Below are 26253 nucleotides of genomic sequence, written 5' to 3'. Positions count from 1 at the left end.
CCATGCCCGAACTGCCCGAGGTCGAGGTCGTCCGCCGCGGACTGGCCGAACACGCGGTCGGCCGTTCCATCGGCGCCGTCGAGGTCCTGCACCCCAGGTCGGTACGGCGCCACGAGCCCGGCGCCGCCGATTTCGCCGCCCGTCTGGAGGGCCGTGTCCCCACGTCGGCACGCCGGCGCGGGAAGTACCTGTGGCTCGTCCTGGACAGCGGCGAGATGCTCCTCACCCACCTGGGGATGAGCGGGCAGATGCTGGTCCAGCCCGAGGGCAAGCCCGACGAGCGTCACCTGCGGGTGCGCCTGCCCCTCTCGGACGGCACCGAACTGCGCTTCGTGGACCAGCGGACCTTCGGCCACGTGATGGTGGACGTGCCCGGCGAGCGCGTCGACGTGCCGTCGTCCGTGGACCACATCGCCCTGGACCCGCTGGACCCCGGGTTCGTCCCGGAGGCGTTCGTGCGGGCTCTGCGCGCGAGGGACACCGAGGTCAAGCGGGCGCTGCTGGACCAGTCGCTCATCAGCGGCGTCGGCAACATCTACGCGGACGAGGCGCTGTGGCGGGCCGGCCTGCACTGGGCGCACTCGACGCGGGCCCTGTCCGTCGTCCGGGCGACGGAGCTGCTGGGACACGCGCGCGACGTGATGACCGAGGCGCTGGAGGTGGGAGGGACCACCTTCGACGGCCTGTACGTCAACGTCAACGGGGAGAGCGGCTACTTCTCACGCGGGCTCAACGCCTACGGGCGCAGGGACCAGCCGTGCGGCCGCTGCGGCGCGGCCATCGTGCGCGAGGCCTTCATGAACCGCTCCTCGTTCAGCTGTCCGCGCTGCCAGAGGCGGCCGCGGCCGCGTTCCTGAGGGGGCGCGGGACGGGGCCCGGGCCCGGCGGGCGACCCGGTGGAATCCGGGGGCACTCTTGCCGGGCTCCTGACGGAGCCCTGGACGTCCCGGTGCCGGACTTTGGGCGTGTCGGTGAGAGAACTCTGTCTGTCGGGTAAGGAAGCAGGTCGGAACGTGGGGAACGCGAGCGAGTCCGTGCGGATGACCGCCTGGGTGCGGGGACACGTCCAGGGAGTGGGTTTTCGCTGGTGGGCGCGGGCTCGTGCACTCGAACTGGGGCTGACCGGGGCCGCCACGAACCTCGAGGACGGCCGGGTCGAGGTGGTCGCCGAGGGCCCGCGGGAGGCCTGTGAACGCCTCCTTGGCCATCTTCGGGGCGGCGGTACACCCGGTCGTGTGGACTCCGTGGTCGAACGTTGGGCTCCGGCTGGGGGCAGGTTCACCGGTTTCGTCGAGCGGTGAGTATGCTGGAGGCGTAACGCGATTCGAGCACACCGCGGAACCGCGGCGGCCCAGGGGGCTCGTGGCAAGGGTTCCGGGGGTGTGTGGGGCGATCATCGTGCGGGTCCTGCGGGCCCGCACACGCCGGCGGAGCCGGGGGTCGTCACGTTTGAATCGTGCGCCACCACGTGCCCAGATCGTCTCTCGCTGGGTTGTGGTCGTTACGTACTGTCGTAATCCAATCTTGACCGGCGGCGCGCAGAGTGAGACTCTGGAAGGCACATCGCGCAACCTTCCACCCGCGTAGAAGACAACTCCAGTTGAGAATCCCGCGGGACATCGCATGCGCAGAATCCACCGGTCACTCAGTGTGGAGGACCTACATCATGGCGAAGGCTCTGTTTGGCCACGTCGGCGGCTCCGACCCTCGGATGGTCTCGGAGATGCGGCGGCTGCAGAAGCGGGTACGTGACCTCGAGGACGAGATCAGCCGTCTTCAGGCACAGAACGACCAGCTCAACATGGCCGTCACCGATGTCGCCGCCAGCGCGACCGACCGCGAGCCCGCGCTCGCCTGATCCGCGCCGCCGACGTACCGGCCGACAGGCCGACCATTTCCGGGGTGTTCCGTTCACCGGCGGGGGCGCCGAACGCGTCATTCAGGCGTCCCTGAGGAACCCGTCGGCCACCACGGTCCGACGAGACCCCGCGCGCCGCAGATTTTCCTTTCCCTTGCGGCTTCCTTTACCGTTGTACCCGGCGGACCCTGTCACAACCCTCCGTGTCCGCCGGACATCCCCCCTCCTCCGGCTCCGGCCCCGACCCAGGTCAGTGGCCGATTCCGTCGGAGGACGCAGGCCGGAACCACCCCCCGCGGTCACCGCTTCGTGGCACCCTTGGATGGTCGTGCCGTGAATGGCAGGTGAGCGCCGTGGGAGGTGTGGGTGTATCTGAAGAATCTGACGCTGCGCGGCTTCAAGTCGTTCGCGTCGGCCACCACCCTGCGTTTCGAGCCCGGGATCACCTGTGTGGTCGGTCCCAACGGCTCGGGCAAGTCCAACGTCGTCGACGCGCTCTCCTGGGTGATGGGTGAGCAGGGGGCCAAGTCCCTGCGCGGCGGCAAGATGGAGGACGTGATCTTCGCGGGCACCTCCACCCGCCAGGCGCTGGGCCGTGCCGAGGTCAGCCTCACCATCGACAACGCCGACGGCGCCCTGCCCATCGACTACACCGAGGTCACCATCAAGCGGACCATGTTCCGCAACGGCGGCTCGGAGTACGCCATCAACGGCGACACCTGCCGCCTCCTCGACATCCAGGATCTGCTCAGCGACTCCGGCATCGGCCGCGAGATGCACGTCATCGTGGGCCAGGGGCAGCTGGACACCGTCCTGCACGCCGGCCCCGAGGAGCGCCGCGCCCTCATCGAGGAGGCCGCCGGCATCCTCAAGCACCGCAAGCGCAAAGAGAAGGCGATCCGCAAGCTCAACGCGATGCAGGGCAACCTCGACCGCGTCAACGACCTCACCGCCGAGCTGCGCCGCCAGCTCAAGCCGCTGGGCCGCCAGGCCGAGCTGGCCCGCAGGGCCGCCGTCATCCAGGCCGACCTGCGCGACGCGCGCCTGCGCCTGCTCGCCGACGACATCGTCACCCTCACCGAGCAGCTCGCCAAGGAGGAGGCCGACGAGAAGGAGGTCCTCACCCGGCGCCGGGCGGCGGAGACCGCCCTCGCCCGGACACAGGAGCGCGAGACCGAGCTGGAGGCCCAGGCCGCCGCGGCCGCGCCCGCCCTCGCCCGGGCCTCCGAGACCTACCACGCGCTCTCCCGCCTCACCGAGCGGCTGGACGCCGTGCGCGGCCTCGCCGACGAGCGCCACCGCAACCTGGCCGACGTCGCGGACGAGCCCGTCCACCGTCGCGACCCCGAGGAACTGGAGATGGAGGCCGAGGAGGCCGCCGCCCAGGAGGAGGAGCTGCTCACCCGGCTGGAGGAGGCCCGCGAGGCCCTGGAGGTCACCGTCACCGAGCGGTCCGCCGCCGAGGACGCGCTGCACCGCGAGGAGAAGCGGCTGGAGGCCGCCGCCCGCGCCGCCTCCGAGCGCCGCGAGGGCCTCGTCCGCCTGTCCGCCCGCGTGGAGGGCCTGCGCGGGCGGCTGTCCTCCGACGAGGACGAGACCGCGAGGCTGGAGGAGTCCGCCCGGCAGGCCGCGGAGCGCGCCCGGCAGGCGCAGGCGGAGTACGAGACGGCCGCCGAGGAGTCCGCCGGGCTGGACGAGGGCGACGCCGAACTCGACTCCGAGCAGGAACTGGCGGCCCGTCAGCTCTCCGCCGCCGACACCGATCTCAACCGGCTCCGCGACGCCGAGCGCACCGCCGAGGGCGAGCGTTCCGCCCTTTTCGCCCGCAAGGAGGCCCTGGAGCTGGGCCTGGCGCACAAGGACGGCGCGGGCCCCCTCCTCGACTCCGGCCTGCCCGGCATGCTGGGCGGATTCGCCGCCCTCGTCCAGATCGATCCCGGACACGAGACCGCGGTCGCGGCGGCCTTCGGCGCGGCCGCGGGAGCCGTCGCGGTGGAGTCCCCCGACACGGCCGTCGCCGCCCTCGAACTCCTCCGCGACCGTGAGGCGGGCCGCGCGGGCGTCGTCGTCGCCGACGCCGTGCCCTCCGTACCCCGCGAGTCCTGGCCCGCCCTCCCCGACGGCGTCCGGTACGCCGTCGACGCCGTCGTGGTCCCGGACCACCTCCGCGGAGCCGTCACCGCGCTGCTCGACCGGACCGCCCTGGCCGACGGCGTCCACGCGGCCCGCGCGCTCGTCGCCGCCCTGCCCGGGGTCCGGGCCGTCACCCCCGAGGGCGACCTGTTCACCGCGGCACTGGTGCAGGGCGGCTCCGCCGGGACGCCCAGCCTCCTGGAGGTCCAGGCAGCGGTGGACGAGGCGGGGGAGAGGCTGGAGGCGGCCACGGAGAGCGCCAAGCGGATCGCCGCCGAACTCGAGGCCAAGAAGCGCGAACGGGCCGACCTGGCCGCCCGGGCCGACGAGCTCACGGCCCGCCGCCGCCAGAGCGACCGCAAGCGCAACGAGTCCGCGCAGAGGCTCGGCAAGCTCGGCGGCCAGGCGCGTTCGGCCGAGGCGGAGTCCGAGCGCTACGCGGCCGCCGCGGCCACGTCCTCCGCCGCCAGGGACGAGAACGCCGAGAAGCTGGCGCGGCTGGAGGAGGAGCTGGCCGAGGCCGAGGAGGTGGCCGCCTCCATCGAGGAGGACGCCCCCGACGCGGAGACCCGCGACGAGCTGGCCGTCCGGGCCTCGCGGGCCCGGGCCACCGAGATGGAGCGCCGCCTGGCAGTGCGCACCGCCGAGGAGCGGGCCCGGTCGATCGCCGGGCGGGCCGAGCAGCTGCGCGCCCAGGCCTTCGAGGAGCGGCGCGCCGTGGAGCGCGCCGCCGAGCGCCGCCGGGTCCGCGCCGCGCAGGCCACCGTCGCCGGGGCGGTGGCCGAGAGCGCACGGCTGGCCCTGGAGCGGATCGCCGTGTCCCTGGCCGCCGCCGAGAACGAGCGGGCCGTCGCCGAGGCCGGGAGGGAGGCGCGCGACGGCGAGCTGAGGACCGTGCGCGCCCGGGTCCGCGAGCTGTCCGTCGACCTGGAGAAGCTGACCAGCTCGGCGCACAGCGGCGAGGTGGCCCGCGCCGAACGGCGCCTGCGCCTGGAGCAGCTGGAGACCAGGGCGATGGAGGAGATGGGCGTCGACGTGCCCACGCTCGTCGCCGAGTACGGTCCGCGCGTGCCCGTGCCGCCGACCGCCGACGCGGGCGAGGAGGCCGTGCCGCTGCCGTACGTGCGCGAGGTGCAGGCCAAGCGGGCCAAGGCCGCCGAGCGCCAGCTCAACCAGCTGGGCAAGATCAACCCGCTGGCCCTGGAGGAGTTCGCCGCCCTGGAGGAGCGGCACGCGTTCCTCAACGCGCAGCTGGAGGACCTCAAGAAGACCCGGCGCGACCTGATGGACATCGTCCAGGAGGTGGACGCCCGCGTGCAGGAGGTGTTCGCGTCCGCCTACCTGGACGTGGAGCGCGAGTTCGCGGCGATCTTCGGCCGCCTGTTCCCGGGGGGCGAGGGGCGCCTGCTCCTCACCTCGCCCGAGGACATGCTGACCACCGGCATCGAGGTCGAGGCCCGGCCGCCCGGCAAGAAGGTCAAGCGGCTGTCCCTGCTGTCCGGCGGGGAGCGGTCCCTGACCGCGGTGGCGTTCCTCGCGGCGATCTTCAAGGCACGTCCGTCGCCGTTCTACGTGATGGACGAGGTCGAGGCGGCCCTGGACGACACCAACCTCCAGCGGCTGCTGGTGATCTTCGAGGAGCTGCGCGCCTCGTCGCAGCTGATCGTCATCACCCACCAGAAGCGCACCATGGAGGCGGCCGACGCGCTGTACGGGGTCACGATGCAGGGCGACGGCATCTCGCAGGTCATCAGCCAGAAGCTCGTGCGCCCGGCCTGAGGCCGGTTCGGGCCGCGCACCCGTTCCCGCGGCGTCCCCGCCGTCCGGGGGCAGGGGGTTCCCGGGTCCCGGGGGTGGGGGCGGCGGTCGTCGCCGTGGTGCCCGCGTCCGTGTCCCGGCCCGCGCCGGCTGGCCGGGGGGCGGGACACGGCGGAGGCCGCCCTCCCCCGGAGGGAGGACGGCCCCGTGGCGCGTGCGGGGCTACCCGCGGTCGATGGTGATGACCGGGGAGGTCCAGGTCTCCCAGTGGTCGGGGTTGTCGGGGTCGCCGAGCGCCTTGAGCGCGCGGGCCTCCAGCCGGTAGGAGCCGTCCCTCACGTCGGTGATCCGGCCGTGCCTGTCCACGACCGTGCCGTCCCACGGGTAGCTGAAGAACGACGTCCTCGTCGCGCTGCGGTGCACGTAGTCCACCGACACCCCCACGTTGCGGTCGGGGTGGACGGGGCGGCCGGTGCGCTCGTCGATGACCACCATGTCGAGCCTGGTGACGTGGTGGTCGAAGTGCGCGATCACGTACGGAACGTCGGGAAGGCCGTCGACCCACTCCATCGTGTAGGAGGCGCCGTCCGGCTGGTTCTGGAACGTGCCGCCGCTGTCGCTCGCGCAGTCCAGGCCGGAGAAGGCCTCGCACTCCGTGATCCTGGTCAGCCACGGCAGGTCCGCGACCACGTCCGATCCGTCGGTGATCGGGGTCATGGCGTCGATCTGCTGGTAGTCGCCGTTGTAGGCGGCGTACGGCACGCGGTAGGTCTCGCCGCCGGTCTCCGACACGGTGACGTACCCGCCGTAGATCATCTGCTCGAAGTCCTGGACGGGCGGGGTGACGGTGACCCGCACCTCGGCCGACCCCCCGGCGGGGACGGTCACCGCGTCGCTGTCGAAGGCCACCTCGGCGGAGCCGTCGTTGTAGCCGGGCGCGAAGGTGTCGCCGTGGGTGCCCAGGGCGGCCTCGTGGGAGAGCTCGTACGTGGCCTCCCCGTCACCGTCGTTGGTGATGGTGACCGTCTCGGTCACGGCCTCCCCGGTGGCGCCGAGGGACAGCTTGCCGGGGGTCACGGTGGTGGTGGCGAGCACGGAGCCGGGGACGTCCAGCATGCCCGCCCCCTGGCGGTGCACGTTGTCGGGGTGGCCCAGGCCGGGGTTGCCCCACCACGCCTTCGGGTCGGCGCTGTTCTGGAGGACGGCGCGCACCTCGTGCGAGTCCAGGTCGGGGCGCGCCTGCAGCAGCAGTGCGACGCCGCCCGCCACGTGCGGGGACGACATGGAGGTGCCGCTGATGGTGGCGTAGCCGCCCTGGTCCATCGGGTAGGTGGAGTTGATCAGGCCGCCGGGGGCGCCGATGTCCGGCTTGAGGGACAGGTCGGCGGCCAGGCCGAAGGAGCTGAAGGAGCTGATCAGCCCGCCGGTCGGGTTGGGGATGGTGATGTCCTCGCCCGTCCAGGTGAGGGTGACGGGCTCGTCGCCCTCCAGGAGCTCCAGCAGGTGGGCGCCGGCCTCGTCGGAGACGCCGATGGAGAAGGCGCCCCGGTCGACGATGCCGCCGCCGGCGAACATGCCGGGCACGTTGTTGTACATGACGACGCCGGTGGCGCCGGCGTCGAGGGCCGCGTCGTACTTCTCGGCGAAGGTGCACCCGCCGCGCACCATCAGGGCCGTCCGCCCCTCCAGGTCCGCGACCTCGTCGCCCAGGGCGGTGCAGCCCCGTCCGACGTGGAGGAGCTCGTCGGTGCCGCCGGAGGCGGGCGGCGGCTCGGCCGCGCCCATCTCCATGTAGGCGAGGGCCTCGCCGCTCGGGTTGGCGGTCACGGACGCGGCCTGGATGTGCGTGTTGTCGAAGGAGGCGACGCCGATCACGTCCTCGCCGAGACCGGGGGCGCCCGCCGAGTACAGGCCGGTGGCGCCCTCGTTGCCGATGGAGGCGACGACGACCATGCCCTCGTCGACGAGGTTGTCGGAGGCGACGGCGGTCGGGTACTGGGGCCAGGAGTGCGAGGAGCCGATGCTCATGTTGAGCACGTCCATGTCGTCCGCGAGGGCCTGCTCCATGGCGGCGATCATGATGTCGGAGGTGGTGGACCCCGTGCAGCCGAACACCTTGTAGGCCCCGAACTCGACGGCGGGCGCCACGCCGGTGACCTGGCCCTCGGCGCCGACGATCCCGGCGACGTGCGTGCCGTGCCCGTTGCAGTCCTGGGGGTCCTCGTCGGGGACGGGGACGGACGCGGGGTCGCCGGCGTTGAAGTCGTCGCCCACGAAGTCGTGCCCGACGACCACGCGGTCGTTGGGGAACCCGCCCCCGCCCAGGTCGGGGTGGGTGTAGTCGACGCCGGTGTCCATGATGGCCACCCGGAGTCCCTCGCCCGTCAGCCCGAGTTCGTTCTGGGCGACGTCGGACCCCGTCATGGGGAGCGCGGTGTCCAGGTCGGGGACGTTCTCGCCGGTCTCGGGGATCCGGTAGGTGAGCACGGGGTGGATGGCGCTCACGCCGGGGATCTCCCGCGCGGCGCCGACCTGTGTGTCGTCCATGCGGACGGAGAGTCCGTTCCACAGGTCGCTGAACGAGTGCCGTTCGGTGTACTCCAGGCCGTGCTCCTCGGCCTCGGCCCGGAAGTCCTCGTGCTCGCCGTCCACCGTCGCCGGGGAGGTGCCCTCGGCGGTGGGCGGGCTCTCGAGCTCGATGAACCACAGGCCGTTGGCCTGGTGGGTCAGCTCACCGTTCTCGGAGGAGGGCGCGGGATGGAGGGGGGCGAGTTCGGAGACCTCGTCGGCGTTCGCCGGTGTGGAGGCGGCGAGGCCCGCCACGAGTGTCAACCCGGCGAGGGCCGCCAGGCGTGATCGGTGGGGTACCACCTTGTCAACACATCCCTTCTCGGCGCACGCCGCTGGACACCGGGGGAGCGGAATACCCCACTGGGGACATATGTGGTGCTCAGGGGGATACGCCGCTTCATGTCCTTGTTCGTTTGATCGGCGCGCATAGCAACGAGATCATTGCCGTGTGCCATGAAAGTGTCAATGTTCGCCAAGACTCAATATGGCCACATGGTGTAGTCAAGTTGCACCAGAGGTTGATGTTTCGCGAGTGATTCATAAACGGACATACATTCCTTTTCTCTTTGCAAGGGGAGGAAAGGAATTCCGGTACGGAGTTCCTCCGGCCTGTGCCGGCCCCTGGCGGTGCGGGGCGGATACGGGGAAGTCGCAGGCCGGGGCGGCCACCGGCCCGCGAGCGGGGCGCAGGGAGGGCCCGAGTAGGCTGGGGGCGTCGGGCCGCCCCAGGGCGGCCCGTCCGGTGTCGAAGGAGCGAAGTCCGGTACAGCGGCCCTGGGGGCCGCCCAACCCGGCGCTGTCCCGCAACTGTGGAGCCCCGCCCCGGCGGGGACGAGCCAGGTCGCCTCCCGGCATCGACTCACCCGTCCTCGTGGGAAGGACAGGCCAGTCTCCGCCAGGACCGTGCTCCTTCCCCCACCCGCAAGGAGCACAGTGCGGATCGCACGCCCCTTCCCCGCCGTCCTCCTCGGAGCAGCCCTCGCCCTGACCGCCTGCGGCGGCGGGGCGGAGGACGCCGAGCCCGAGGCCGAGCCGACGACCGACGCCGCGCCCGCCGCCTGCGGCGCCCCCGAGGCCGATCCCGACCGTCCCACCGTGGGCGACGGCACCTTCCCCGTCACCCTCACCGGCGCCACGGGCGACGTCACCCTCGAGGAGGAGCCCCGGCGGATCGTCTCCCTGTCGCCCAGCCACACCGAGATGCTCTTCGCCATCGGCGCGGGCGACCAGGTCGAGGCCGCCGACGAGTACTCCGACTACCCGGAGGAGGCCCCCACCACGGCGCTGAGCGGCTTCGAGCCCAGCGTCGAGGCCGTCACCGAGTACGACCCGGACCTGGTCGTCCTCGCCCGCAGCGCCGAGGACACCGCCTCCCAGCTGGAGACCGTGGGCATCCCCGTCCTCGTCATCGACGCCGCCCAGGACCTGGAGGACGCCTACGCGCAGATCCGCCTGCTCGGCGACGCCACCGGCCGCACCGCCGAGGCCGACGCCGAGGCCGACCGGGTCGAGACCGAGTTCAACGCGGTCGTCGAGGGCGTGTGCGACACGGCCGACGGCGCCGGGCTGACCTTCTACCAGGAGCTCGACGAGACGTCCTTCTCCGCCACCTCCGAGACCTTCGTGGGACAGATCTACCGGTCCTTCGGACTGGTCAACATCGCCGACGCGGCCGACGACGGCTCCGCGGGCGGGTACCCGCAGCTGTCCCAGGAGTACGTCGTCGAGGAGAACCCCGACATGGTCTTCCTGTCCTACGGCGACGAGTCCACGGTCGAGGACGTCGCCGGGCGCCCGGCCTTCGACACCGTCACCGCGGTGCAGAACGACGCCGTCTACCTGCTCGACGCCGACATCGCCTCACGCTGGGGACCTCGTGTCGTCGACTTCGCCGAGCTGGTCGGCGAGGCCGTGACCGAGAACGCGGGGAACTAGCGTGAAGGGCGGTGTCGGCGCCCCCGTCGGCTGGGCGGCCGCGGGAGCGGTCGCGCTGGTCGCGGCCTGCCTCCTCGGCATCTCCGCCGGAGCGGCCTCCCTGTCGGCCGCCGACATCGTCCGGCACCTCCTCGGCCTCCTGCCGTTCGGGGTGGAGTCGCCCCTGACCGAGCGGCAGGCGGCCCTGCTCGTGGAGCTGCGCCTCCCCCGCGTGGTGATGGGCGCGATCGTCGGCGCCCTCCTGGCCACGGCGGGCGGCGCCTACCAGGGCGTGTTCCGCAACCCCCTCGCCGACCCCTTCCTCCTCGGCGCCGCCGCCGGGGCCGGGCTCGGGGCGACCCTGGTCATGGTGTTCGGCCAGGGGCTCGGCGACTCGCCGCGCGCCCTGGTCCCCGTCGCCGCCTTCGTCGGGGCCCTTCTCGGGGTGGCGGCCGCCTACCTGCTCGGATCGACCGCGGGGGGCGGCGGCACGGCCTCCCTCGTCCTCGCGGGCGTGGCCGTGTCGTCCTTCCTCTCCGCCGCCCAGACCCTGGTCCAGCAGATGGGCGTCGACCAGCTCCAGCGCATCTACGCCTGGCTGCTCGGCGGGCTGGGCCGCGACGGGTGGAACGACGTCCGGCTGATCGCCCCCTACGCGGTGGTCGGCCTGGCCGTCCTCCTGCTGTGCGGCTACCTGCTCGACATGCTCGCCCTCGGCGACGACAAGGCGGTCAGCCTGGGTCTGAACCCGGCGGCGGTGCGCATCGTGGTGATCGGCGCGGCGTCGCTGGCCACGGCCGCCGCGGTGTCGGTGAGCGGGCTGATCGGCTTCGTCGGGATCGTCGTCCCGCACGTGGTGCGCCGGCTGGTGGGGTCCAGCTACCGGGCGATCCTGCCGGTGACCGTGCTGTTCGGCGGTGCGTTCCTCGTCCTGGTGGACATCGTGGCCAGGACCCTGGTGTCCCCGGCCGAGCTTCCCATCGGCGTGGTGACCGCTTTTCTCGGCGCGCCCTTCTTCGTTCTCATCCTGCGCACCACGCGCCACCGCAGCACCTGAGGCGCGACGGCCCGGGGACTCGCGGCCACCGGCCGCGGACCACGCGCACCGTTCGTTCCCGGCACGCCACCCGGCCGTGACGCGAACGCGTCGAACACTCTGGGAGACTGGTGCACGCTATGGACATCACCTTGATCGCCGCCATCGTCATCGCCGTCGTGCTCCTGGCCGTCGGCGGGTTCTTCCTGGTCAGGACCGAACGCCCGGTCAAGCCGGGCAAGGAGGAACCCGGACCCGAGACCACGGGGGCCGCCGGGGCGACCGCCGTCGAGGAGGACCGGGACAGGGACTCCGGAACCGTCCGCACGCCTCCCTCGCAGGCCCCGCCGGAGGCCCCGGCCGCCGAGCCCGCCGCGCCCGAGCTGGAGACCCCGCCGCCCTCCGCGGGCCGGATGGTGCGCCTGCGCGCGCGGCTGGCCCGGTCGCAGAGCTCCTTCGGGCAGGGGCTGCTCAACCTCCTCTCCTCCGACACCCTGGACGACGACGCCTGGGAGGAGATCGAGGACACCCTCATCACCGCCGACATCGGCGTGGCCTCCGCCGCCCAGATCGTGGAGAGCCTGCGCACCCGCGTCAAGGTGCTCGGCAGCCGGGGCCACGACGAGGTGCGGGCGCTGTTGCGCGAGGAGCTCCTCGCGCACATCCGCACGGACGCCGACCGCACCGTGCGCACCGCGTCCCACGACGGCCGTCCCGCCGTGATCATGGTGGTCGGGGTCAACGGCACCGGGAAGACCACGACCACCGGCAAACTGGCCCGGGTCCTGGTCGGCGACGGGCGCAGCGTCGTGCTCGGCGCCGCCGACACCTTCCGCGCCGCCGCCACCGAGCAGCTCCAGACGTGGGGCAGCCGCGTGGGGGCCCCGGTCGTGCGCAAGGAGGAGGGCGCGGACCCGGCGAGCGTGGCCTTCGACGCCGTCTCGCGCGGCATCGACGAGGGCGCCGACACGGTCATCATCGACACCGCCGGGCGCCTGCACACCAAGACCGGCCTGATGGACGAGCTGGGCAAGGTCAAGCGGGTCGTCGAGAAGAAGTCGCGGGTCGACGAGGTGCTCCTGGTCCTCGACGCGACGACCGGGCAGAACGGCCTGCGCCAGGCCCGGGTGTTCGGCGAGGTCGTGAACGTCACGGGTATCGCGCTGACCAAGCTGGACGGCACCGCCAAGGGCGGCATCATCGTGCAGGTCCAGCGCGAGCTGGGCGTGCCGGTCAAGCTGGTCGGGCTCGGGGAGGGGCCGGACGACCTGGCGCCCTTCGACCCCGAGGTCTTCGTGGACGCCATCCTGGGCTGAGGCGGCTCCCCGCCGCCGGGGCGGACCTGCGAGCGTGGCCGGGCACCCGATCGGGTGCCCGGCCACGGCCGTGTCCACACGGTGTCGGCACGGCCGTGCGCGGACGCCGGCGCCGCGGCGGCCCGCTTCATGCGATCGACACGCCGGTGAAACACCGGACACCGCCTACTTGACGGCGCCGTCGTGATGGGCGTGAGATCTGTCTGAGAGTGATCAACTGATCCCTCTCGGTTGATGTGACGGGGGTCGCTCTGTGCCGGTGCACGTGCGTTCGAGCGTGCTGGGGGTTCGGTTCATGGTGCGTTAACACTTCTGGCTGTCCTTTTACGCCTGCGCAACACGTCGGGCCCCGGGGAGAAACACCCCGGTCCGACAGTTGCCTGCGTGGTGATCTGCATCGGGCCCGATGATGCGCTCGCTGACCGCCGCCCTCACAGACACAATCCCCCGCCCGTCCTACGGAGGCGACGTAATGATTGACACCGGCAACACGGCGTGGCTGCTCATCAGCGCAGCGCTCGTGATGCTCATGACCCCGGGCCTGGCCTTCTTCTACGGAGGCATGTCGCGGGCCAAGAGCGTCCTGAACATGATGCTGATGAGCTTCGCGAGCATCGCGATCGTCAGCGTCCTCTGGGTCGTGGTGGGCCACTCGCTCACCTACTCCGACGGCGGTCCGCTCAACGCGTTCATCGGTGGCTTCGACTACGTCGGGCTCAGCAACCTGATCGGCGAGATCGAGCCCGCCGCCGACGGCGAGGGCGGCTACCCGCTGCTCGTCGACGCCGGCTTCCAGATGATGTTCGCGGTGATCACCGTGGCCCTCATCAGCGGCGCGATCGCGGACCGCGCCAAGTTCGGCGCCTGGATGCTGTTCGCCCCGGTCTGGGCCCTGCTCGTCTACTTCCCCGTCGCCCACTGGGTCTGGGGCGACGGCTGGATCGGCGGCCTGACCATCGGCGGCTACGAGGTCATCGACTTCGCCGGCGGCACCGCGGTCCACATCAACGCCGGCGCGGCGGCGCTGGCCCTGACCTTCGTCCTCGGCCGCCGCAAGGGCTTCGGCTCCGAGTCGATGCGCCCCCACAACCTTCCGTTCGTCCTGCTCGGCGCGGCGCTCCTGTGGTTCGGCTGGTTCGGCTTCAACGCCGGCTCCGCCTACGCGGCCAACGAGACCGCCGCCCTGGCCCTGGTCAACACCCAGGTCGCCACCGCCGCGGCCACCGGCGCCTGGATGCTCGTCGAGCGCCTGCGCTACGGCAAGGTCAGCGCCCTCGGCTTCGCCTCCGGCGCCATCGCCGGCCTGGTGGCCATCACCCCGGCCGCCGCGAACGTCACCCCCCTCGGCGCGATCGCCGTCGGCGCGCTGTCCGGCGCCGTGTGCGCCTACGCCATCAGCTGGAAGTTCAAGTTCAAGTACGACGACGCGCTCGACGTCGTGGGCATCCACATGGTCGGCGGCATCATCGGGTCGCTGGTCCTCGGACTCGTGGCCGCGGGTGTGGTCGGCGGCTCCGACGGCCTGCTCTACGGCGGCGGCATCGGCCTCCTGGTCGTCCAGGTCGTCGCGGTCGTCGGCGTCATGATCTACTCCTTCGTCGTCACCTGGGTCATCGCCAAGGTCATCGACCTCGTCGTCGGGTTCCGCATCACCGAGGAGGTCGAGACCAACGGCTTGGACCACGAGCTGCACGCCGAGTCGGCCTACGCCTTCGAGGAGCTCGACGAGATCGAGGCAGAAGCTGTCTCCCCGCCGACGCCTCCGGGCGGGGAGGCGGCCTCACCGCAGGTCAAGGCCTAGTCCTCAGCGTGGAGGCCGGAGGCCCTGCACCGTTGACGCGGTGAGGTGCCAGGGGCCGACGGGGAGAGATCCCCGTCGGCCCCGTTTCTGTTTTCTATAGTGCTTCGTGGCATATATGGGCATTCATAGGCCGGTATTGGCCGTGGCCTGCGTGTTGGTTCGGTACCCTCTGAGCGGTGCGGCTGTCATGCCGCGGGACGGGTGCGCCCGGCCGGGGACGCCGGCCGAATCACAGGTGCGTATCGGCGCCCTTCGGGCGGCGCCGGGGTGAAACCAGGCGCCGCGCATCCGCGTCCCACGCCAATGACGGGTCTCGGGCCGGTCGTCCCGCCGCCCACCCGGAAACTCACGCTGATTCGTACAGTGCCCCACAGGTCGGGGTCAGGAGGCAAGATGGCGCCGGTTAGTCACTTCAGGGGTCGCACGGCCAGGCGCTCCGCGCTCGCCGCGACGAGCGCGATCGCCGTTCTCGGCTTGACGGCGTGCTCCATCGACCTGAGCAGCCTGCGCCCCGGCGGGGGCGAGGAGGAGCCCAGTCCCGAGCCCGCCGAGCCGGTGGCCGCGGCGCCCCTGCTGGAGAGCGCCCTGGCGGACCTGGCCGCCTACCCGGCGCTCACCGCCACCGGGCAGGTCGCGGAGACCGTCGGCTCCTCCGAGGTCCGTGACGCCTCGCTCACCGTCGCCGACACCGGCGCGACGAGCGGGACCATCCGGGCCAACAGCGTCGAGGCCGACGTGCTCGCCGCCGACGGCAAGCTCTTCATCCGCGCGGTCGAGGACTTCTGGCTCGACCAGGGCGTCTTCGGTCCGGACTTCGACGACTTCAACGAGAACTGGGTGCGCTCCTCGGCGGCCCAGGCCGGGCTCAACCCCAGCACCACCCTGGCCCCGCCGGAGCTCTCCGCGACCCTGGCCGCGATCGAGCTGGACTCGGAGGAGGCCGTCGAGGAGAACCTGGACGGCACGCTCACCTACCGGATCGACCTCGCCGGCGAGCGCAACCAGGTCTGGATCAACGCGGAGACCGAGCAGGTCCAGCGCATCGCGATCGAGGAGCTCGTCCCCGAGGGCGCCGAGACCGGACCCCAGGTCCGGCTGGACCTGGCCGAGGCCGACACCGCCGCCGTCGAGGAGCTCTACGACGGCGTCATCACCACGGCCGAGGAGGACCTGACCGGGTCCCGGGACGCCCGGATCGAGGTGGGCTGGGAGGGCAACCCCGAGATGAACTGCGAGGACGGGCCCAACTGCACCTGGTCGGGAACGGTGCGGGACGCGGGCGGCGACGGCAGCGGCGAGGTGACCGTCCGCATGGACGTGACCTTCACCAACGCCGACATCGGCGAGCAGACCTGCGACGACGGCGGCACCCTGGAGGCGGGCGCGACCCTGGACCTCTCGTGCAGCGCCGACTACAACATCGTCAGCTCCACCCAGCAGACCTACACCATCGACGGTGAGGCCCAGCTCTCCACCCGCGGGCTGACCGGCGGCCAGCAGGAGGAGATGCTGGCGGCCCTCGCCGAGCAGCGCGAGGCCACCTTGTCCGGCGGCGCCCCCTCCGAGGAGGAGTCCGCGGAGGACGGGGGCAACTGACACCACCGGCCCCGCGGCGGGTGACGACGGGGAGGGCGGGGCGCGGGCCCCGCCCTCACCCCGTTCCCGGCCCCGCGGCCTCGGGCTACTGTCCGGCGGCGGTGGGCGGGTAGGCTGGGAAACCACTTACGAGACGAAGGACTGGCCAAACTCGTGTTCGAGACGCTTTCCGACCGGCTGACATCGGTCTTCTCCTCGCTGCGCGGCAAGGGGCGGCTGTCCGAGGAGGACATCAACGCGACCGCGCGGGAGATCCGTCTCGCGCTGCTCGAGGCGGACGTCGCGCTGCCGGTGGTCCGCGAGTTCATCTCGCGGATCAAGGAGCGCGCCCGCGGCGAGGAGGTCTCCAAGGCCCTCAACCCGGCGCAGCAGGTCATCAAGATCGTCAACGAGGAACTCGTCGAGATCCTCGGCGGCGAGACCCGGCAGGTGCGGTTCGCCAAGAACCCGCCCACCGTGATCATGCTCGCCGGCCTCCAGGGCGCCGGCAAGACCACCCTGGCGGGCAAGCTCGCCAAGTGGATGTCGGCGGACCGCAACACGCCGCTGCTGGTCGCCGCCGACCTCCAGCGCCCCAACGCCGTCACCCAGCTCCAGGTGGTCGGTGAGCGCGCCGGCACCCCGGTGTTCGCTCCCGAGCCCGGCAACGGCGTGGGCGACCCGGTCGAGGTCGCCAGGGCCTCCGTCGAGCACGCGCGCCGCAACAACCACAACGTCGTCATCATCGACACCGCGGGCCGCCTCGGCGTCGACACCGAGATGATGCAGCAGGCCGCCGACATCCGCGACGCCGTCAGCCCCGACGAGATCCTCTTCGTCGTCGACGCGATGATCGGCCAGGACGCGGTCAACACCGCCCAGGCCTTCCTCGACGGCGTCGGCTACGACGCGGTCGCGCTCACCAAGCTCGACGGCGACGCCCGCGGCGGCGCGGCCCTGTCCATCCGGCACATCACGGGCCGTCCGATCATGTTCGCGTCCACCGGCGAGAAGCTGGAGGACTTCGACCTCTTCCACCCGGACCGGATGGCGTCGCGCATCCTGGACATGGGTGATGTCCTCACGCTCATCGAACAGGCGCAGCGCACGTTCGACGAGGCCGAGGTCGAGAAGATGGCCTCGACCATGGCCTCGGACGACGACTTCACGCTGGACGACTTCCTCCAGCAGATGTCGATGGTCCGCAAGCTCGGCCCGATCGGGAACCTGCTCGGCATGATGCCCGGCATGGGGCAGATGCGCGACCAGATCGACAACATCGACGACAAGGACCTGGACCGCATCCAGGCGATCATCCAGTCGATGACGCCGGGCGAGCGGGCCAACCCCAAGTCGATCAACGGCTCGCGCCGGCTGCGCATCGCCAACGGCTCGGGTACGCAGGTCAGCGACGTTAACGGCCTGGTCACCCGCTTCTTCGAGGCGCAGAAGATGATGCGCAAGATGAAGAACGGCGGGATGCCGGGCATGCCCGGGATGCCCGGGGTCGGCGGAGGCAACCGCAAGAAGGCCAAGGCCCAGGCCAAGAAGGCCAAGAAGGGCAAGCAGCGCAGCGGCAACCCGATGAAGGCCCGCCAGCAGGAGGCCGACCGCGCGGCCGAGCGCCAGAAGCGCCAGGAGGAGGGCGGCCAGCAGATGCCGCAGCTGCCCCCGGGCCTCGGTGGAGGCGGTGGCGGGCAGCCCACGCTCCCGCCCGGTTTCGGCGGACCCAACATGCCGGACCTGTCCAACTTCAAGCTGCCCAAGCAGTAGCGAGGACCACAGACGGCCCGTCCCCGGCGAGGGGGCGGGCCGTTCGCGTCGGCGGGACCACGCGGGCGCCTGTGTCCTGTCCGAGGAACACGCTCGCGTCTGGCACAATGAGTAGTCGACTAACGGTGGACGGGTCAGCCCTCTAACTAACCCGCCACCCACGTCTTGCCTTGGCGGGTACTGCAACCCCACGTGGTTTCGCCGCCGGGCGCCGAACACCGTTCATCGGGAGAAGACCACTCCAGTGGCTGTCAAACTGAAGCTCAAGCGTATGGGCAAGATCCGTACGCCCCAGTACCGCATCATCGTCGCCGACGCCCGCACCAAGCGTGACGGCAAGGCGATCGAGGAGATCGGCAAGTACCACCCCAAGGAGCACCCGAGCCTCATCGAGGTCGACTCCGAGCGGGCGCAGTACTGGCTGTCCGTGGGGGCCCAGCCCTCCGACGCGGTCAAGGTCCTCCTGCGCAAGACCGGCGACTGGCAGAAGTTCAAGGGCCTTCCCGCCCCGGCTCCGCTCCAGGTCGCCGAGGCCAAGGACCCCGAGGCCAAGGAAGCCGCCTTCCAGGCCGCGCTGAAGGAGCTCGTGCTCCCGGGCGGCGAGGGCAAGACCAAGGCCAAGAAGACCGAGAAGAAGGCGGAGAAGGCGGCCGACAAGCCCGCCGAGACCGCCGAGGCCGAGAAGTCCGAGGGCGAGGCCTGACGTGCTGGAAGAGGCGCTTGAGCACCTCGTGAAGGGGATCGTTGCGAACTCCGAGGACGTCCAGGTGAGAGCCAAGCGGCTCCGCAAGGGCAAAGTCCTGGAGGTCCGGGTCCATCCCGACGACCTCGGCAAGGTGATCGGTCGCAACGGCCGCACCGCCAAGGCGCTGCGGACCGTGATCGGCTCCCTCGCCGGGGGCCGCTACGTCCGAGTGGACCTGCTGGACCTGCACGAAGTGCGCTGACGCGCCTCTTGGGGCGCCGACCACGACCGGTCGGCGCCCCGTAGTTGTGCCCGGGGCACCTGCCCCGGGCACAGTTTTCCCGTCTCCACGGTGGGACGGGCGGAAGGACGGAACCTCCCATGCGACTCGTTGTGGGCCGGATCGGCCGCGCGCACGGTATCCGGGGCGACGTCGCCGTCGACGTGCGGACGGACGACCCGGCGGCCCGCTTCGCCGACGGCACGGTGCTGGAGACCGACCCGGCCGGGGCCGGACCGCTCACCGTCGCGTCCAGCCGCCGCCACAGCGACCGGCTGCTGGTGCGCTTCCGGGGGATCGCCGACCGCGACTCCGCCGAGGCGCTGCGCGGCACCCTGCTGTTCGTGGACTCACGGGACATCGCCCCCCTGGACGACCCCGACGAGTTCCACGACCACGAACTTATCGGCCTGGCCGCGGTGACCACGGGGGGCGAGGCCGTCGGCACGGTCGACGACGTGCTCCACCACGCCCAGGACGTCCTGGTCGTCGCCACCCCCGGCGGCGGCGAGGTGCTGGTGCCCTTCGTCGCGGCCCTGGTGCCCGAGGTCGACGTGGCCGGGGGCCGGATCGTCCTCGACCCCCCGCCCGGCCTGCTCGACCTCGCCGACTGAAGGGGCGCGCAGTGCGCATCGACATCATCAGCATCTTCCCCGACTACTTCGCCCCCCTGGACCTCTCCCTGATCGGGAGGGCGCGCGCCTCGGGGCTCCTCGACGTGCGGGTCCACGACCTGCGGTCCTGGACGCACGACAGGCACAACACCGTGGACGACACCCCCTACGGGGGAGGTCCCGGCATGGTCATGAAGCCCGAGCCCTGGGGCGAGGCACTCGACGAGGTCGTGGCAGGGGCCCCGGCCCGCCTGATCCTGCCCACGCCCAGCGGCCGCCCGTTCCGGCAGGCGGACGCCGAGCGCCTGGCGGGGGAGGAACGGCTGGTCTTCGGGTGCGGGCGCTACGAGGGCATCGACTCCCGGGTGGCCGCGGACGCCGCCCTGCGGATGCCGGTCGAGGAGGTCAGCATCGGCGACTACGTCCTCAACGGGGGCGAGTCCGCGACGCTGGTGATGGTCGAGGCGATCACCCGCCTGCTGCCGGGTGTTCTCGGCAACACCGAGTCGGCGGTCCAGGACTCCTTCGCCTCCGGCGGCATGGAGAACCTGGTCGAGGGGCCGGTGTACACCAAGCCCGTCATGTGGCGGGACCAGGAGGTGCCGCCCGTGCTGCTGTCCGGCAACCACGGGGCCGTGGACCGCTGGCGCCGCGACCAGGCGCTCCGCAAGACCGCGCGCAACCGGCCGGACCTGGTCGGCGCCATGCCGGAGGAGGCCCTCGACCGGCGTGACCGGGAGGTCCTCGCCGAGGAGGCCGTTCAGGAAGCCACCTGACATGTGGCAAACTGGGTGGGTTCCCCCTTGGTGACCCATGGCATCCGCATGCCGGCGGCACGACGTCGGCCTCTGTGACGGTCACCGGGTGGTCCGAATGTCCAGACCCTTACGGGCCCTCGCCCGCGCCACCCTCCCCGCACCACGCCGGGGACAGGGCGCGGAGCGCTATCGATGAGGAATCGCGAGATGCACACCGCCATCCAGGAGCTCGAGAAGGCTCAGCTCCGCACCGACGTCCCCGAGTTCCGCCCGGGCGACACGCTCAACGTCCACGTCCGCGTGACGGAGGGCACCCGCACCCGTGTCCAGGTCTTCAAGGGCGTCGTCATCCGCCGTCAGGGCTCGGGCAACCGCGAGACCTTCACCATCCGCAAGGTGAGCTACGGCGTGGGCGTGGAGCGTACCTTCCCGATCCACACCCCGGCCATCGAGAAGTACGAGGTCGCCGCCCGCGGCCGCGTGCGTCGCGCCAAGCTGTACTACCTGCGCGACCTGCGCGGCAAGGCCGCCCGCATCCGCGAGCGCCGCGAGCCCGTCTCCAAGTAGTCTTCCGCTCCCTTTCGGAGCCGAACCGCCCTCTCCCCGCACGGGAGGCAGGATAGGCTTCGGCTCGATGAGCAAAGACGAGAGGGATCCCGGCGCGGACGGGGTCCAGGACGAGGATTCCGCCCGGCCCGGCCCGGAGGAGCGAAGCTCCGCCACTGGCTCCCGAGTCCCCGAGGACTCGGGAGCCAGTGGTGTATCCGAAGTCGTCGGTCAGGAGCCGGAGGAGAAGGCGGACGCCGAGATGAGCAAGTCCCAGAGCAGTGAGAAGAAGGGTTCGTTCTGGAAGGAGCTCCCCATCCTGATCGTGATCGCCGTGGTGCTGGCGTTCGTGATCAGGACCTGGGTGATGCAGGCGTTCTACATCCCCTCCACATCGATGGAGAACACGCTGCTCGTCGGCGACCGGGTGCTCGTGAACAAGGTCGTCTACCAGATCCGCGACATCGAGCGCGGCGAGGTCGTCGTCTTCAACGGCAACGGGTCGTGGGACGACCCGAACACCGTGACCGTGCCGGAGCCGACCAACCCCGTCGCGGGCGCCTTCAGCTGGGTGCAGCAGCAGTTGGGCGCCGCGCCCACGGGCAAGGAGTACATCAAGCGGGTCATCGGGCTTCCCGGCGACACCGTGGAGTGCTGCGACGAGCAGAACCGGATCCTGGTCAACGGCGTCCCCCTGGAGGAGGACGCCTACCTGTATCCGGGAAGCGTGGCCAGCCACACCGAGTTCGGCCCGATCGAGGTGCCCGAGGGGCACCTGTGGCTGATGGGTGACCACAGGGCGATCTCCTACGATTCCCGCCTCAACCAGAACAACCCCGGTGGCGGCGCCGTCCCGATCGACCACGTGGTGGGGCGGGCGTTCGTCATCATCTGGCCGTTCAACCAGGTCGGCGGTCTGGGCGTTCCGGAGAGCTTCGAGGCCGTCGACGCCGCGGCCCCGTGACGCCGTGACGGGCCCCGGCCCGAAGACGGACCGGGACCTCCGGAGGGTTCCGGTGACCGATCCGTCGAAGGAAATCTGCTCTACGGGGCCCAGAAGTCCGTTCCGTGACGCATGATGGATCTCGGATCGTCTTGATGTCCCCCCGACGCGTGGGTCCTCCCAGGCGGGGAACAACCGGGGCGGTGGCGGTGTACACGTGATGAGGAGACCGGCACACCACGACCGGAGAGTGCGACGAAAGCGAGCGCGTGGATGAGTTCTGAGGACCTGGAGAAGTACGAGGCCGAGATGGAGCTCCAGCTCTATCGCGAGTACCGGGACGTCGTCGGGCTGTTCAGCTACGTCGTGGAGACCGAGCGCAGGTTCTACCTGACCAACAACGTCGACCTCCAGCCGCGTTCGACCGAGAACGGGGAGATGTACTTCGAGGTCGTGATGGAGGACGCCTGGGTCTGGGACATGTACCGCCCGGCGCGGTTCGTCCGCAACGTGCGCGTGGTGACGTTCAAGGACGTCAACGTCGAGGAGATCCAGAAGTCCGACCTGGAGATGCCTCCCGCGGACGGCGGCCGGGGCGGTCCCGAGCTGCCCTGACCCGGGTCGCGCCCCGGGCACGACCGGCCCCCGGGGCGGTTCCCCGCGCGCGGCCCGCGTGCCCGGGGCCGCGCGCCGGCTGTCCACAGGAACGAACTCCCCCTGGCGCACCGGGCGGCGATCACCCACCGTGGTAACGGGAGGTGGTCGACCGTGGACGGGTGGGCCGGATACCGGAGGACACTGGGCGGACGCGGGGAGGACCTCGCCGCGGTCTTCCTGCGGAGCGCGGGCATGCGGGTGGTGGACCGCAACTGGCGGTCGCCGTCGGGGGAGATCGACATCGTGGCCCGCGACGGACCGGTCCTGGTCGTCGCCGAGGTCAAGACCCGGACCTCCGTGCGGTACGGGCACCCCGTGGACGCCATCACGCCCGACAAGCGCCGCCGTCTGCGCCGCCTCGGGAGGGCGTGGGCGGCCCGGCACCGGGTCCCGGCCCCGTCGCTGCGCGTGGACGGCGTCTGCGTCCTGATCACCGGCGGGCGCGTGTTCGTCTCCCACGAGCGGGGGATGGCGTGATGACCCTCGCCCGCGCCCACTGCATCACCCTGCTGGGGGTCCAGGGCCACATCGTCGAGGTGGAGGTGCACCTGGGCGGCGGCGACCCCGGTGTGACGCTCGTGGGGCTCCCCGACGCCGCGCTGCGGGAGGCCCGGGACCGCATCCGCGCGGCCGTGGCCAACAGCGGCGAGGAGTGGCCCAGCGGCCAGATCACCATCAGCCTGTCCCCGGCCAGCCTTCCCAAGGCGGGCAGCCTCTTCGACCTCGCCATCGCCGCCGCCGTGCTGTGCGCCACGGGCGCGGTGCCGCCGGACCGCCTGGCGGACACCGTCCTCATCGGTGAGCTCGGACTCGACGGGCGGGCGCGCCCGGTGCTCGGCGTCCTTCCGGCGATGGTCTCCGCCACCGAGCAGGGCTACCGCGGGTTCGTCGTGGCGCGCGGCAACGCGGCCGAGGCCCGCCTGGTCCCCGACGTGGAGGTGACCGCGGTGGGCAGCCTGATGGACCTGTGCCAGTGGCTGCGCGGGGAGTTCTTCCTGGAGGAGGCCGTCGCGCCGGAGGCCGCCCGAGCCCGGGAGCCGGACGACCCCGGGCCGGACCTGGCCGACGTGCTGGGCCAGCCGGTGGCGCGCAGGGCGGTGGAGATCGCCGCGGCGGGCGGGCACAACCTCATGATGCTCGGCTCCCCCGGCACGGGCAAGAGCCTGCTCGCCGAGCGCCTGCCGACCGTCCTGCCCGGACTGCGCCCGTCCGAGGCGCTGGAGGCCACCGCCATCCACTCGGTCGCCGGGATGCTCCCCCGGGGCTCGCCCCTGGTCACCCGGCCCCCGTTCGCCGCCCCGCACCACACCTCCTCCCGGGCGTCGATCATCGGCGGCGGCAGCGGCTACCCCGGGCCGGGCTGGGTGTCCAAGGCCCACCGGGGAGTGCTGTTCGTGGACGAGGCGCCCCAGTTCGGAAGGGGGGTGCTGGACTCCCTGCGCGAACCGCTGGAGCGGGGGGAGGTGGTGCTGGCCCGCGCCTCCTCCACGGTGACCTTCCCCGCCAGGTTCCAGCTCGTGATGGCCGCCAACCCCTGTCCCTGCGCCAGGCCGGGCAGCATGTGCACCTGTCCGCCGGGGGAGCGGCGCAGGTACTTCTCCCGGTTGTCCGGGCCGCTGCTGGACCGGATCGACCTCAAGGTCGACCTGCAACCCGTGACGAGGGCCGAGCTGCTCGCCGACCGGGCGTTCGCGGAGTCCTCCGCCGTGGTGGCCGCCAGGGTGGAGAGGGCGCGCGCCCGGGCGCTCGGACGGCTGGCGCACACGCCCTGGACCACCAACGCGGCGATCCCCGGGGCGCGGCTGCGCCGGGAGTTCCCGGTCGAGCCCGCCGCGCTGCGCGTCCTCGGAAGGGCCATGGACGCCGGGCAGATCAGCGCCCGCGGGGTCGACCGGGCCCTGCGGGTCGCGTGGACGCTGGCCGATCTCGCGGAGCGGGACCGCCCGGGGGAAGAGGAGACCGCCTACGCCTTCGCGCTGTGGACCGGGCGGGCGTGGTGAGGCGGGGCGGCGGCGGTCCGCGCCCCGGGGCGGGGCGGGACGCGCCGGAGGCGCAGCGGACAAGGGTGGAAGGGGAGCACGGTGACCGTACGGGACTGGCAGGGGGAGGCCGACGCCCGGGCGCGGGCCTGCCTGACGGCGGTCGCGCCGCCGGGGGACCTGTGGCTGGGGGCGATGCTCGCCGCGCACGGTGCGGCCAGGGTGTGGGCGGGGCTGGTGGCGGGGGAGCCCCCGCCGTCCGTGCCCGTGGAGGAGGACGAGGACCCCGGCCCGGAGGCGTGGGCCCGGCTGCGCCGGCGCTGGGACGGGTGGAGCGCGGCCGCCGCCCGGGTCGACCCCGACGGGCTGCTCGGCGAGTCCGCGGCGGCCGGTATCCGGTTCGTGGCGCCGGGCGACCCCGAGTGGCCCGGCCGGCTGGACGGCCTCGACCTCCCCGGCGGGCGCCGCTCGCACGGCCTGTGGGTACGCGGCGGCGGTGACCTGCGCAACCTGTGCCTGCGCTCGGTGGCCGTGGTGGGCGCGCGCTCGGCCACGGCCTACGGTGAGCACGTGGCGGCGGAGATGGCCTACGAGCTCGCGGAGCAGGCCGTCGTCGTGGTCTCCGGCGGCGCGTACGGCATCGACGGCGCCGCGCACCGGGCCGCCCTCGCCAACGGGGGCACCGTGGTGGTGCTGGCCTGCGGGTTGGACGTGGACTATCCGCGCGGCCACGCGGGCATGTTCGCGGACATCGCGCGGACCGGGGCGCTGGTGAGCGAGAGGCCGGTCGGCGCCACGCCCCGGGCCAAGGACTTCTTGATCCGCAACCGGCTGATCGCGGCGCTCACCCCGGGGACGGTGGTCGTGGAGGCGGGCAGGCGCAGCGGCGCGCTCAACACCGCCTCGCACGCCGTCGAACTCCACCGGGTGCTCATGGCGGTGCCCGGCCCGGTCACCTCCGCCATGTCGGTGGGCTGCCACGTCCTCCTCCGCGACTGGCAGGCGGGCTGTGTCACCTGCGCCGACGATGTCGTCGCCCAGGTCGGCGCGGTGGGGGAGCTGCCTCCGGAGAGCGGGCCGGTGCGGGTCTCGGCCCACCTCGACGCGGAGAGCGTCCGGGTGCTGGACGCGGTGCCCCGGACGGGGGCCGGGCCCGCGGTGGTCGCCGCCGCGAGCGGGACCTCCCTGGACGTCGCGATGCGCTCCCTGGGGCTGCTGGCCGCGGCGGGGCTGGTGGAACGGTGCGGGGCCGGATGGCGGCTGCCGCGCTGACGGGGGAGGCCGCGGCTCCGGACACCGCGGCGGGGGGCCGCCCCCGCCGTGCGGGCCGCCCTACGGGTTTCCCGTCGCGCGGGCCTTCTGCGGTGCGGGCCGCCCTACGGGTTTTCCGCCGTCCGGGTCCTGCGGTGCGGATCTTCGACCGTTCGGGGTGCCCGCCGACAGGACCCTGCCGCGCGGGCCTTCTGCGGTGTGGGCCGTCCTACGGGTTTCCCGCCGTGCGGGCCTTCTGCGGTGCGGATCCTCACCCGTCCGGGTGGCTGCTGCCGGGGCCTGCCGCGCGTACCCCGTGGTGCGGGCCTCGCGCCGTGCGGGGCCGCTGCCGGTCGGGAGGGCCCGCCGCTACGCAGCCGCGTGGGACGGTCCGGCGGGCGCCGGGCCGGGCGCGGATAGCGGGGCGCGATGGCGGGTAGGGTTCCGCCATGGCCAAACCGTACAGTGACGTCGTGCTCGCGGACGGCCCGCTGCTGTTCGTCTCCGGGCAGACCCCCGAGGCTCCCGACGGGGACGTCGCCGGAGGGGTCGAGGGACAGACCCGGCAGGTCTTCCGCAACATGGAGCGCGTCCTGGCCCGCCACGGGGCGGACCTGGGCCACCTGGTGAAACTCACCTACTACCTCCGCCACATCGCCGACCTCGACGAGTTCCGCAGCGCCCTGGTCGACTGCCTTCCCGGGGAGCACCGCCCGGCCGGGACCCTGGTGGAGGTGAGCGGCCTGGTCAACCCGAGGTACCTGGTGGAGATCGAGGGTGTGGCCTGCCTGCCCCGGGGGTGAGC

At 72.3% G+C, this 26253-nt stretch carries 22 protein-coding genes; 21 read left to right on the top strand and 1 reads right to left on the bottom strand.

Translation table 11 applies throughout. The features are described 5' to 3' along the window. The first annotated feature begins 2 nt into the window (after nucleotides 1-2). The 4 genes from mutM (at nucleotide 3) to smc (ending at nucleotide 5770) form a co-directional block, all read left to right on the top strand. Complete coding sequence (mutM, locus tag ACIRPH_RS24385) at nucleotides 3-857, top strand: bifunctional DNA-formamidopyrimidine glycosylase/DNA-(apurinic or apyrimidinic site) lyase (RefSeq protein WP_402918277.1); 855 nt, start codon at nucleotides 3-5, stop codon at nucleotides 855-857. Between the two features lie 156 nt (nucleotides 858-1013). Further along, nucleotides 1014-1301 (top strand): acylphosphatase, encoded by a 288-nt coding sequence (locus ACIRPH_RS24380; protein WP_402918274.1) that lies wholly within the window; start codon nucleotides 1014-1016, stop codon nucleotides 1299-1301. Between the two features lie 365 nt (nucleotides 1302-1666). After that, entirely contained in the window at nucleotides 1667-1858 is a 192-nt protein-coding gene (locus ACIRPH_RS24375) for a hypothetical protein (protein WP_402918271.1), read from the top strand. A gap of 366 nt (nucleotides 1859-2224) precedes the next feature. Then, a complete protein-coding gene (smc, locus tag ACIRPH_RS24370; RefSeq protein ID WP_402918268.1) occupies nucleotides 2225-5770 on the top strand; it encodes a chromosome segregation protein SMC in 3546 nt (1181 codons plus the stop codon). 201 nt (nucleotides 5771-5971) lie between these two features. On the opposite strand, the gene ACIRPH_RS24365 is transcribed toward smc, so the two are convergent. Continuing rightward, the gene (locus ACIRPH_RS24365; protein ID WP_402918266.1) at nucleotides 5972-8620 is read right to left on the bottom strand and encodes a S8 family serine peptidase; all 2649 of its coding nucleotides are present in this window, start codon (nucleotides 8618-8620) and stop codon (nucleotides 5972-5974) included. Between the two features lie 633 nt (nucleotides 8621-9253). On the opposite strand from ACIRPH_RS24365, the gene ACIRPH_RS24360 reads away from it, so the two are divergent. From ACIRPH_RS24360 to ACIRPH_RS24280, 17 genes are all read left to right on the top strand, one after another. Continuing rightward, nucleotides 9254-10255, top strand: a complete 1002-nt coding sequence (locus ACIRPH_RS24360) for an ABC transporter substrate-binding protein (RefSeq protein ID WP_402918263.1) — start codon at nucleotides 9254-9256, stop codon at nucleotides 10253-10255. 1 nt (nucleotide 10256) lies between these two features. Beyond that, nucleotides 10257-11291 carry a FecCD family ABC transporter permease gene (locus ACIRPH_RS24355; protein ID WP_402918260.1) on the top strand — a complete coding sequence of 345 codons (1035 nt, stop codon included), beginning with the start codon at nucleotides 10257-10259 and terminating at the stop codon, nucleotides 11289-11291. A gap of 119 nt (nucleotides 11292-11410) precedes the next feature. Next, nucleotides 11411-12586 carry a signal recognition particle-docking protein FtsY gene (gene ftsY, locus ACIRPH_RS24350; RefSeq protein ID WP_402918258.1) on the top strand — a complete coding sequence of 392 codons (1176 nt, stop codon included), beginning with the start codon at nucleotides 11411-11413 and terminating at the stop codon, nucleotides 12584-12586. Between the two features lie 472 nt (nucleotides 12587-13058). After that, the gene (locus ACIRPH_RS24345) at nucleotides 13059-14387 is read left to right on the top strand and encodes an ammonium transporter (protein ID WP_402918256.1); all 1329 of its coding nucleotides are present in this window, start codon (nucleotides 13059-13061) and stop codon (nucleotides 14385-14387) included. 393 nt (nucleotides 14388-14780) lie between these two features. After that, a complete protein-coding gene (locus ACIRPH_RS24340) occupies nucleotides 14781-15983 on the top strand; it encodes a hypothetical protein (protein WP_402918253.1) in 1203 nt (400 codons plus the stop codon). Nucleotides 15984-16136: 153 nt separating this feature from the next. Beyond that, the gene (gene ffh, locus ACIRPH_RS24335) at nucleotides 16137-17735 is read left to right on the top strand and encodes a signal recognition particle protein (protein WP_402918250.1); all 1599 of its coding nucleotides are present in this window, start codon (nucleotides 16137-16139) and stop codon (nucleotides 17733-17735) included. A gap of 244 nt (nucleotides 17736-17979) precedes the next feature. Further along, nucleotides 17980-18438, top strand: coding sequence for a 30S ribosomal protein S16 (rpsP, locus tag ACIRPH_RS24330; protein WP_267946448.1), 459 nt, complete (start codon nucleotides 17980-17982; stop codon nucleotides 18436-18438). A 1-nt stretch (nucleotide 18439) separates the two neighbouring features. After that, entirely contained in the window at nucleotides 18440-18682 is a 243-nt protein-coding gene (locus tag ACIRPH_RS24325; protein WP_354891331.1) for an RNA-binding protein, read from the top strand. A 119-nt stretch (nucleotides 18683-18801) separates the two neighbouring features. Beyond that, nucleotides 18802-19314 (top strand): ribosome maturation factor RimM, encoded by a 513-nt coding sequence (gene rimM / locus ACIRPH_RS24320; RefSeq protein ID WP_402918245.1) that lies wholly within the window; start codon nucleotides 18802-18804, stop codon nucleotides 19312-19314. Nucleotides 19315-19325: 11 nt separating this feature from the next. After that, complete coding sequence (gene trmD / locus ACIRPH_RS24315; protein WP_402918243.1) at nucleotides 19326-20090, top strand: tRNA (guanosine(37)-N1)-methyltransferase TrmD; 765 nt, start codon at nucleotides 19326-19328, stop codon at nucleotides 20088-20090. Nucleotides 20091-20279: 189 nt separating this feature from the next. Beyond that, entirely contained in the window at nucleotides 20280-20639 is a 360-nt protein-coding gene (gene rplS, locus ACIRPH_RS24310) for a 50S ribosomal protein L19 (RefSeq protein ID WP_267950508.1), read from the top strand. Nucleotides 20640-20706: 67 nt separating this feature from the next. Further along, nucleotides 20707-21582 carry a signal peptidase I gene (lepB, locus tag ACIRPH_RS24305; protein WP_402918239.1) on the top strand — a complete coding sequence of 292 codons (876 nt, stop codon included), beginning with the start codon at nucleotides 20707-20709 and terminating at the stop codon, nucleotides 21580-21582. A gap of 252 nt (nucleotides 21583-21834) precedes the next feature. Then, nucleotides 21835-22176, top strand: coding sequence for a DUF2469 domain-containing protein (locus tag ACIRPH_RS24300; protein ID WP_267946444.1), 342 nt, complete (start codon nucleotides 21835-21837; stop codon nucleotides 22174-22176). A gap of 153 nt (nucleotides 22177-22329) precedes the next feature. Continuing rightward, nucleotides 22330-22695: a YraN family protein gene (locus ACIRPH_RS24295; protein WP_402918235.1), complete on the top strand. Its 366-nt coding sequence runs from the start codon at nucleotides 22330-22332 to the stop codon at nucleotides 22693-22695. Further along, entirely contained in the window at nucleotides 22695-24218 is a 1524-nt protein-coding gene (locus ACIRPH_RS24290) for a YifB family Mg chelatase-like AAA ATPase (protein WP_402918232.1), read from the top strand. Before ACIRPH_RS24295 ends, ACIRPH_RS24290 begins: the two co-directional genes overlap by 1 nt. 81 nt (nucleotides 24219-24299) lie before the next feature. Further along, nucleotides 24300-25469, top strand: a complete 1170-nt coding sequence (gene dprA / locus ACIRPH_RS24285) for a DNA-processing protein DprA (RefSeq protein ID WP_402918230.1) — start codon at nucleotides 24300-24302, stop codon at nucleotides 25467-25469. 428 nt (nucleotides 25470-25897) lie between these two features. Continuing rightward, nucleotides 25898-26251 carry a RidA family protein gene (locus tag ACIRPH_RS24280; protein WP_402918227.1) on the top strand — a complete coding sequence of 118 codons (354 nt, stop codon included), beginning with the start codon at nucleotides 25898-25900 and terminating at the stop codon, nucleotides 26249-26251. Nucleotides 26252-26253 lie beyond the last annotated feature (2 nt).

Origin of the sequence: Nocardiopsis sp. NPDC101807, assembly GCF_044766605.1 — a bacterium.
Classification (GTDB): domain Bacteria; phylum Actinomycetota; class Actinomycetes; order Streptosporangiales; family Streptosporangiaceae; genus Nocardiopsis; species Nocardiopsis tropica.
Note: the sequence above shows the minus strand (reverse complement) of the source record. Positions and strands in the feature narration are given on the sequence as shown.

Coding starts and splice junctions, on each gene's coding strand:
- rplS (WP_267950508.1), top strand. CDS start 20,280: ATGCACACCGCCATCCAGGAGCTCGAGAAGGCTCAGCTCCGCACCGAC.
- ACIRPH_RS24290 (WP_402918232.1), top strand. CDS start 22,695: ATGACCCTCGCCCGCGCCCACTGCATCACCCTGCTGGGGGTCCAGGGC.
- ACIRPH_RS24345 (WP_402918256.1), top strand. CDS start 13,059: ATGATTGACACCGGCAACACGGCGTGGCTGCTCATCAGCGCAGCGCTC.
- mutM (WP_402918277.1), top strand. CDS start 3: ATGCCCGAACTGCCCGAGGTCGAGGTCGTCCGCCGCGGACTGGCCGAA.
- ACIRPH_RS24375 (WP_402918271.1), top strand. CDS start 1,667: ATGGCGAAGGCTCTGTTTGGCCACGTCGGCGGCTCCGACCCTCGGATG.
- ACIRPH_RS24280 (WP_402918227.1), top strand. CDS start 25,898: ATGGCCAAACCGTACAGTGACGTCGTGCTCGCGGACGGCCCGCTGCTG.
- lepB (WP_402918239.1), top strand. CDS start 20,707: ATGAGCAAAGACGAGAGGGATCCCGGCGCGGACGGGGTCCAGGACGAG.
- ftsY (WP_402918258.1), top strand. CDS start 11,411: ATGGACATCACCTTGATCGCCGCCATCGTCATCGCCGTCGTGCTCCTG.
- ACIRPH_RS24340 (WP_402918253.1), top strand. CDS start 14,781: ATGGCGCCGGTTAGTCACTTCAGGGGTCGCACGGCCAGGCGCTCCGCG.
- rimM (WP_402918245.1), top strand. CDS start 18,802: ATGCGACTCGTTGTGGGCCGGATCGGCCGCGCGCACGGTATCCGGGGC.
- ACIRPH_RS24300 (WP_267946444.1), top strand. CDS start 21,835: ATGAGTTCTGAGGACCTGGAGAAGTACGAGGCCGAGATGGAGCTCCAG.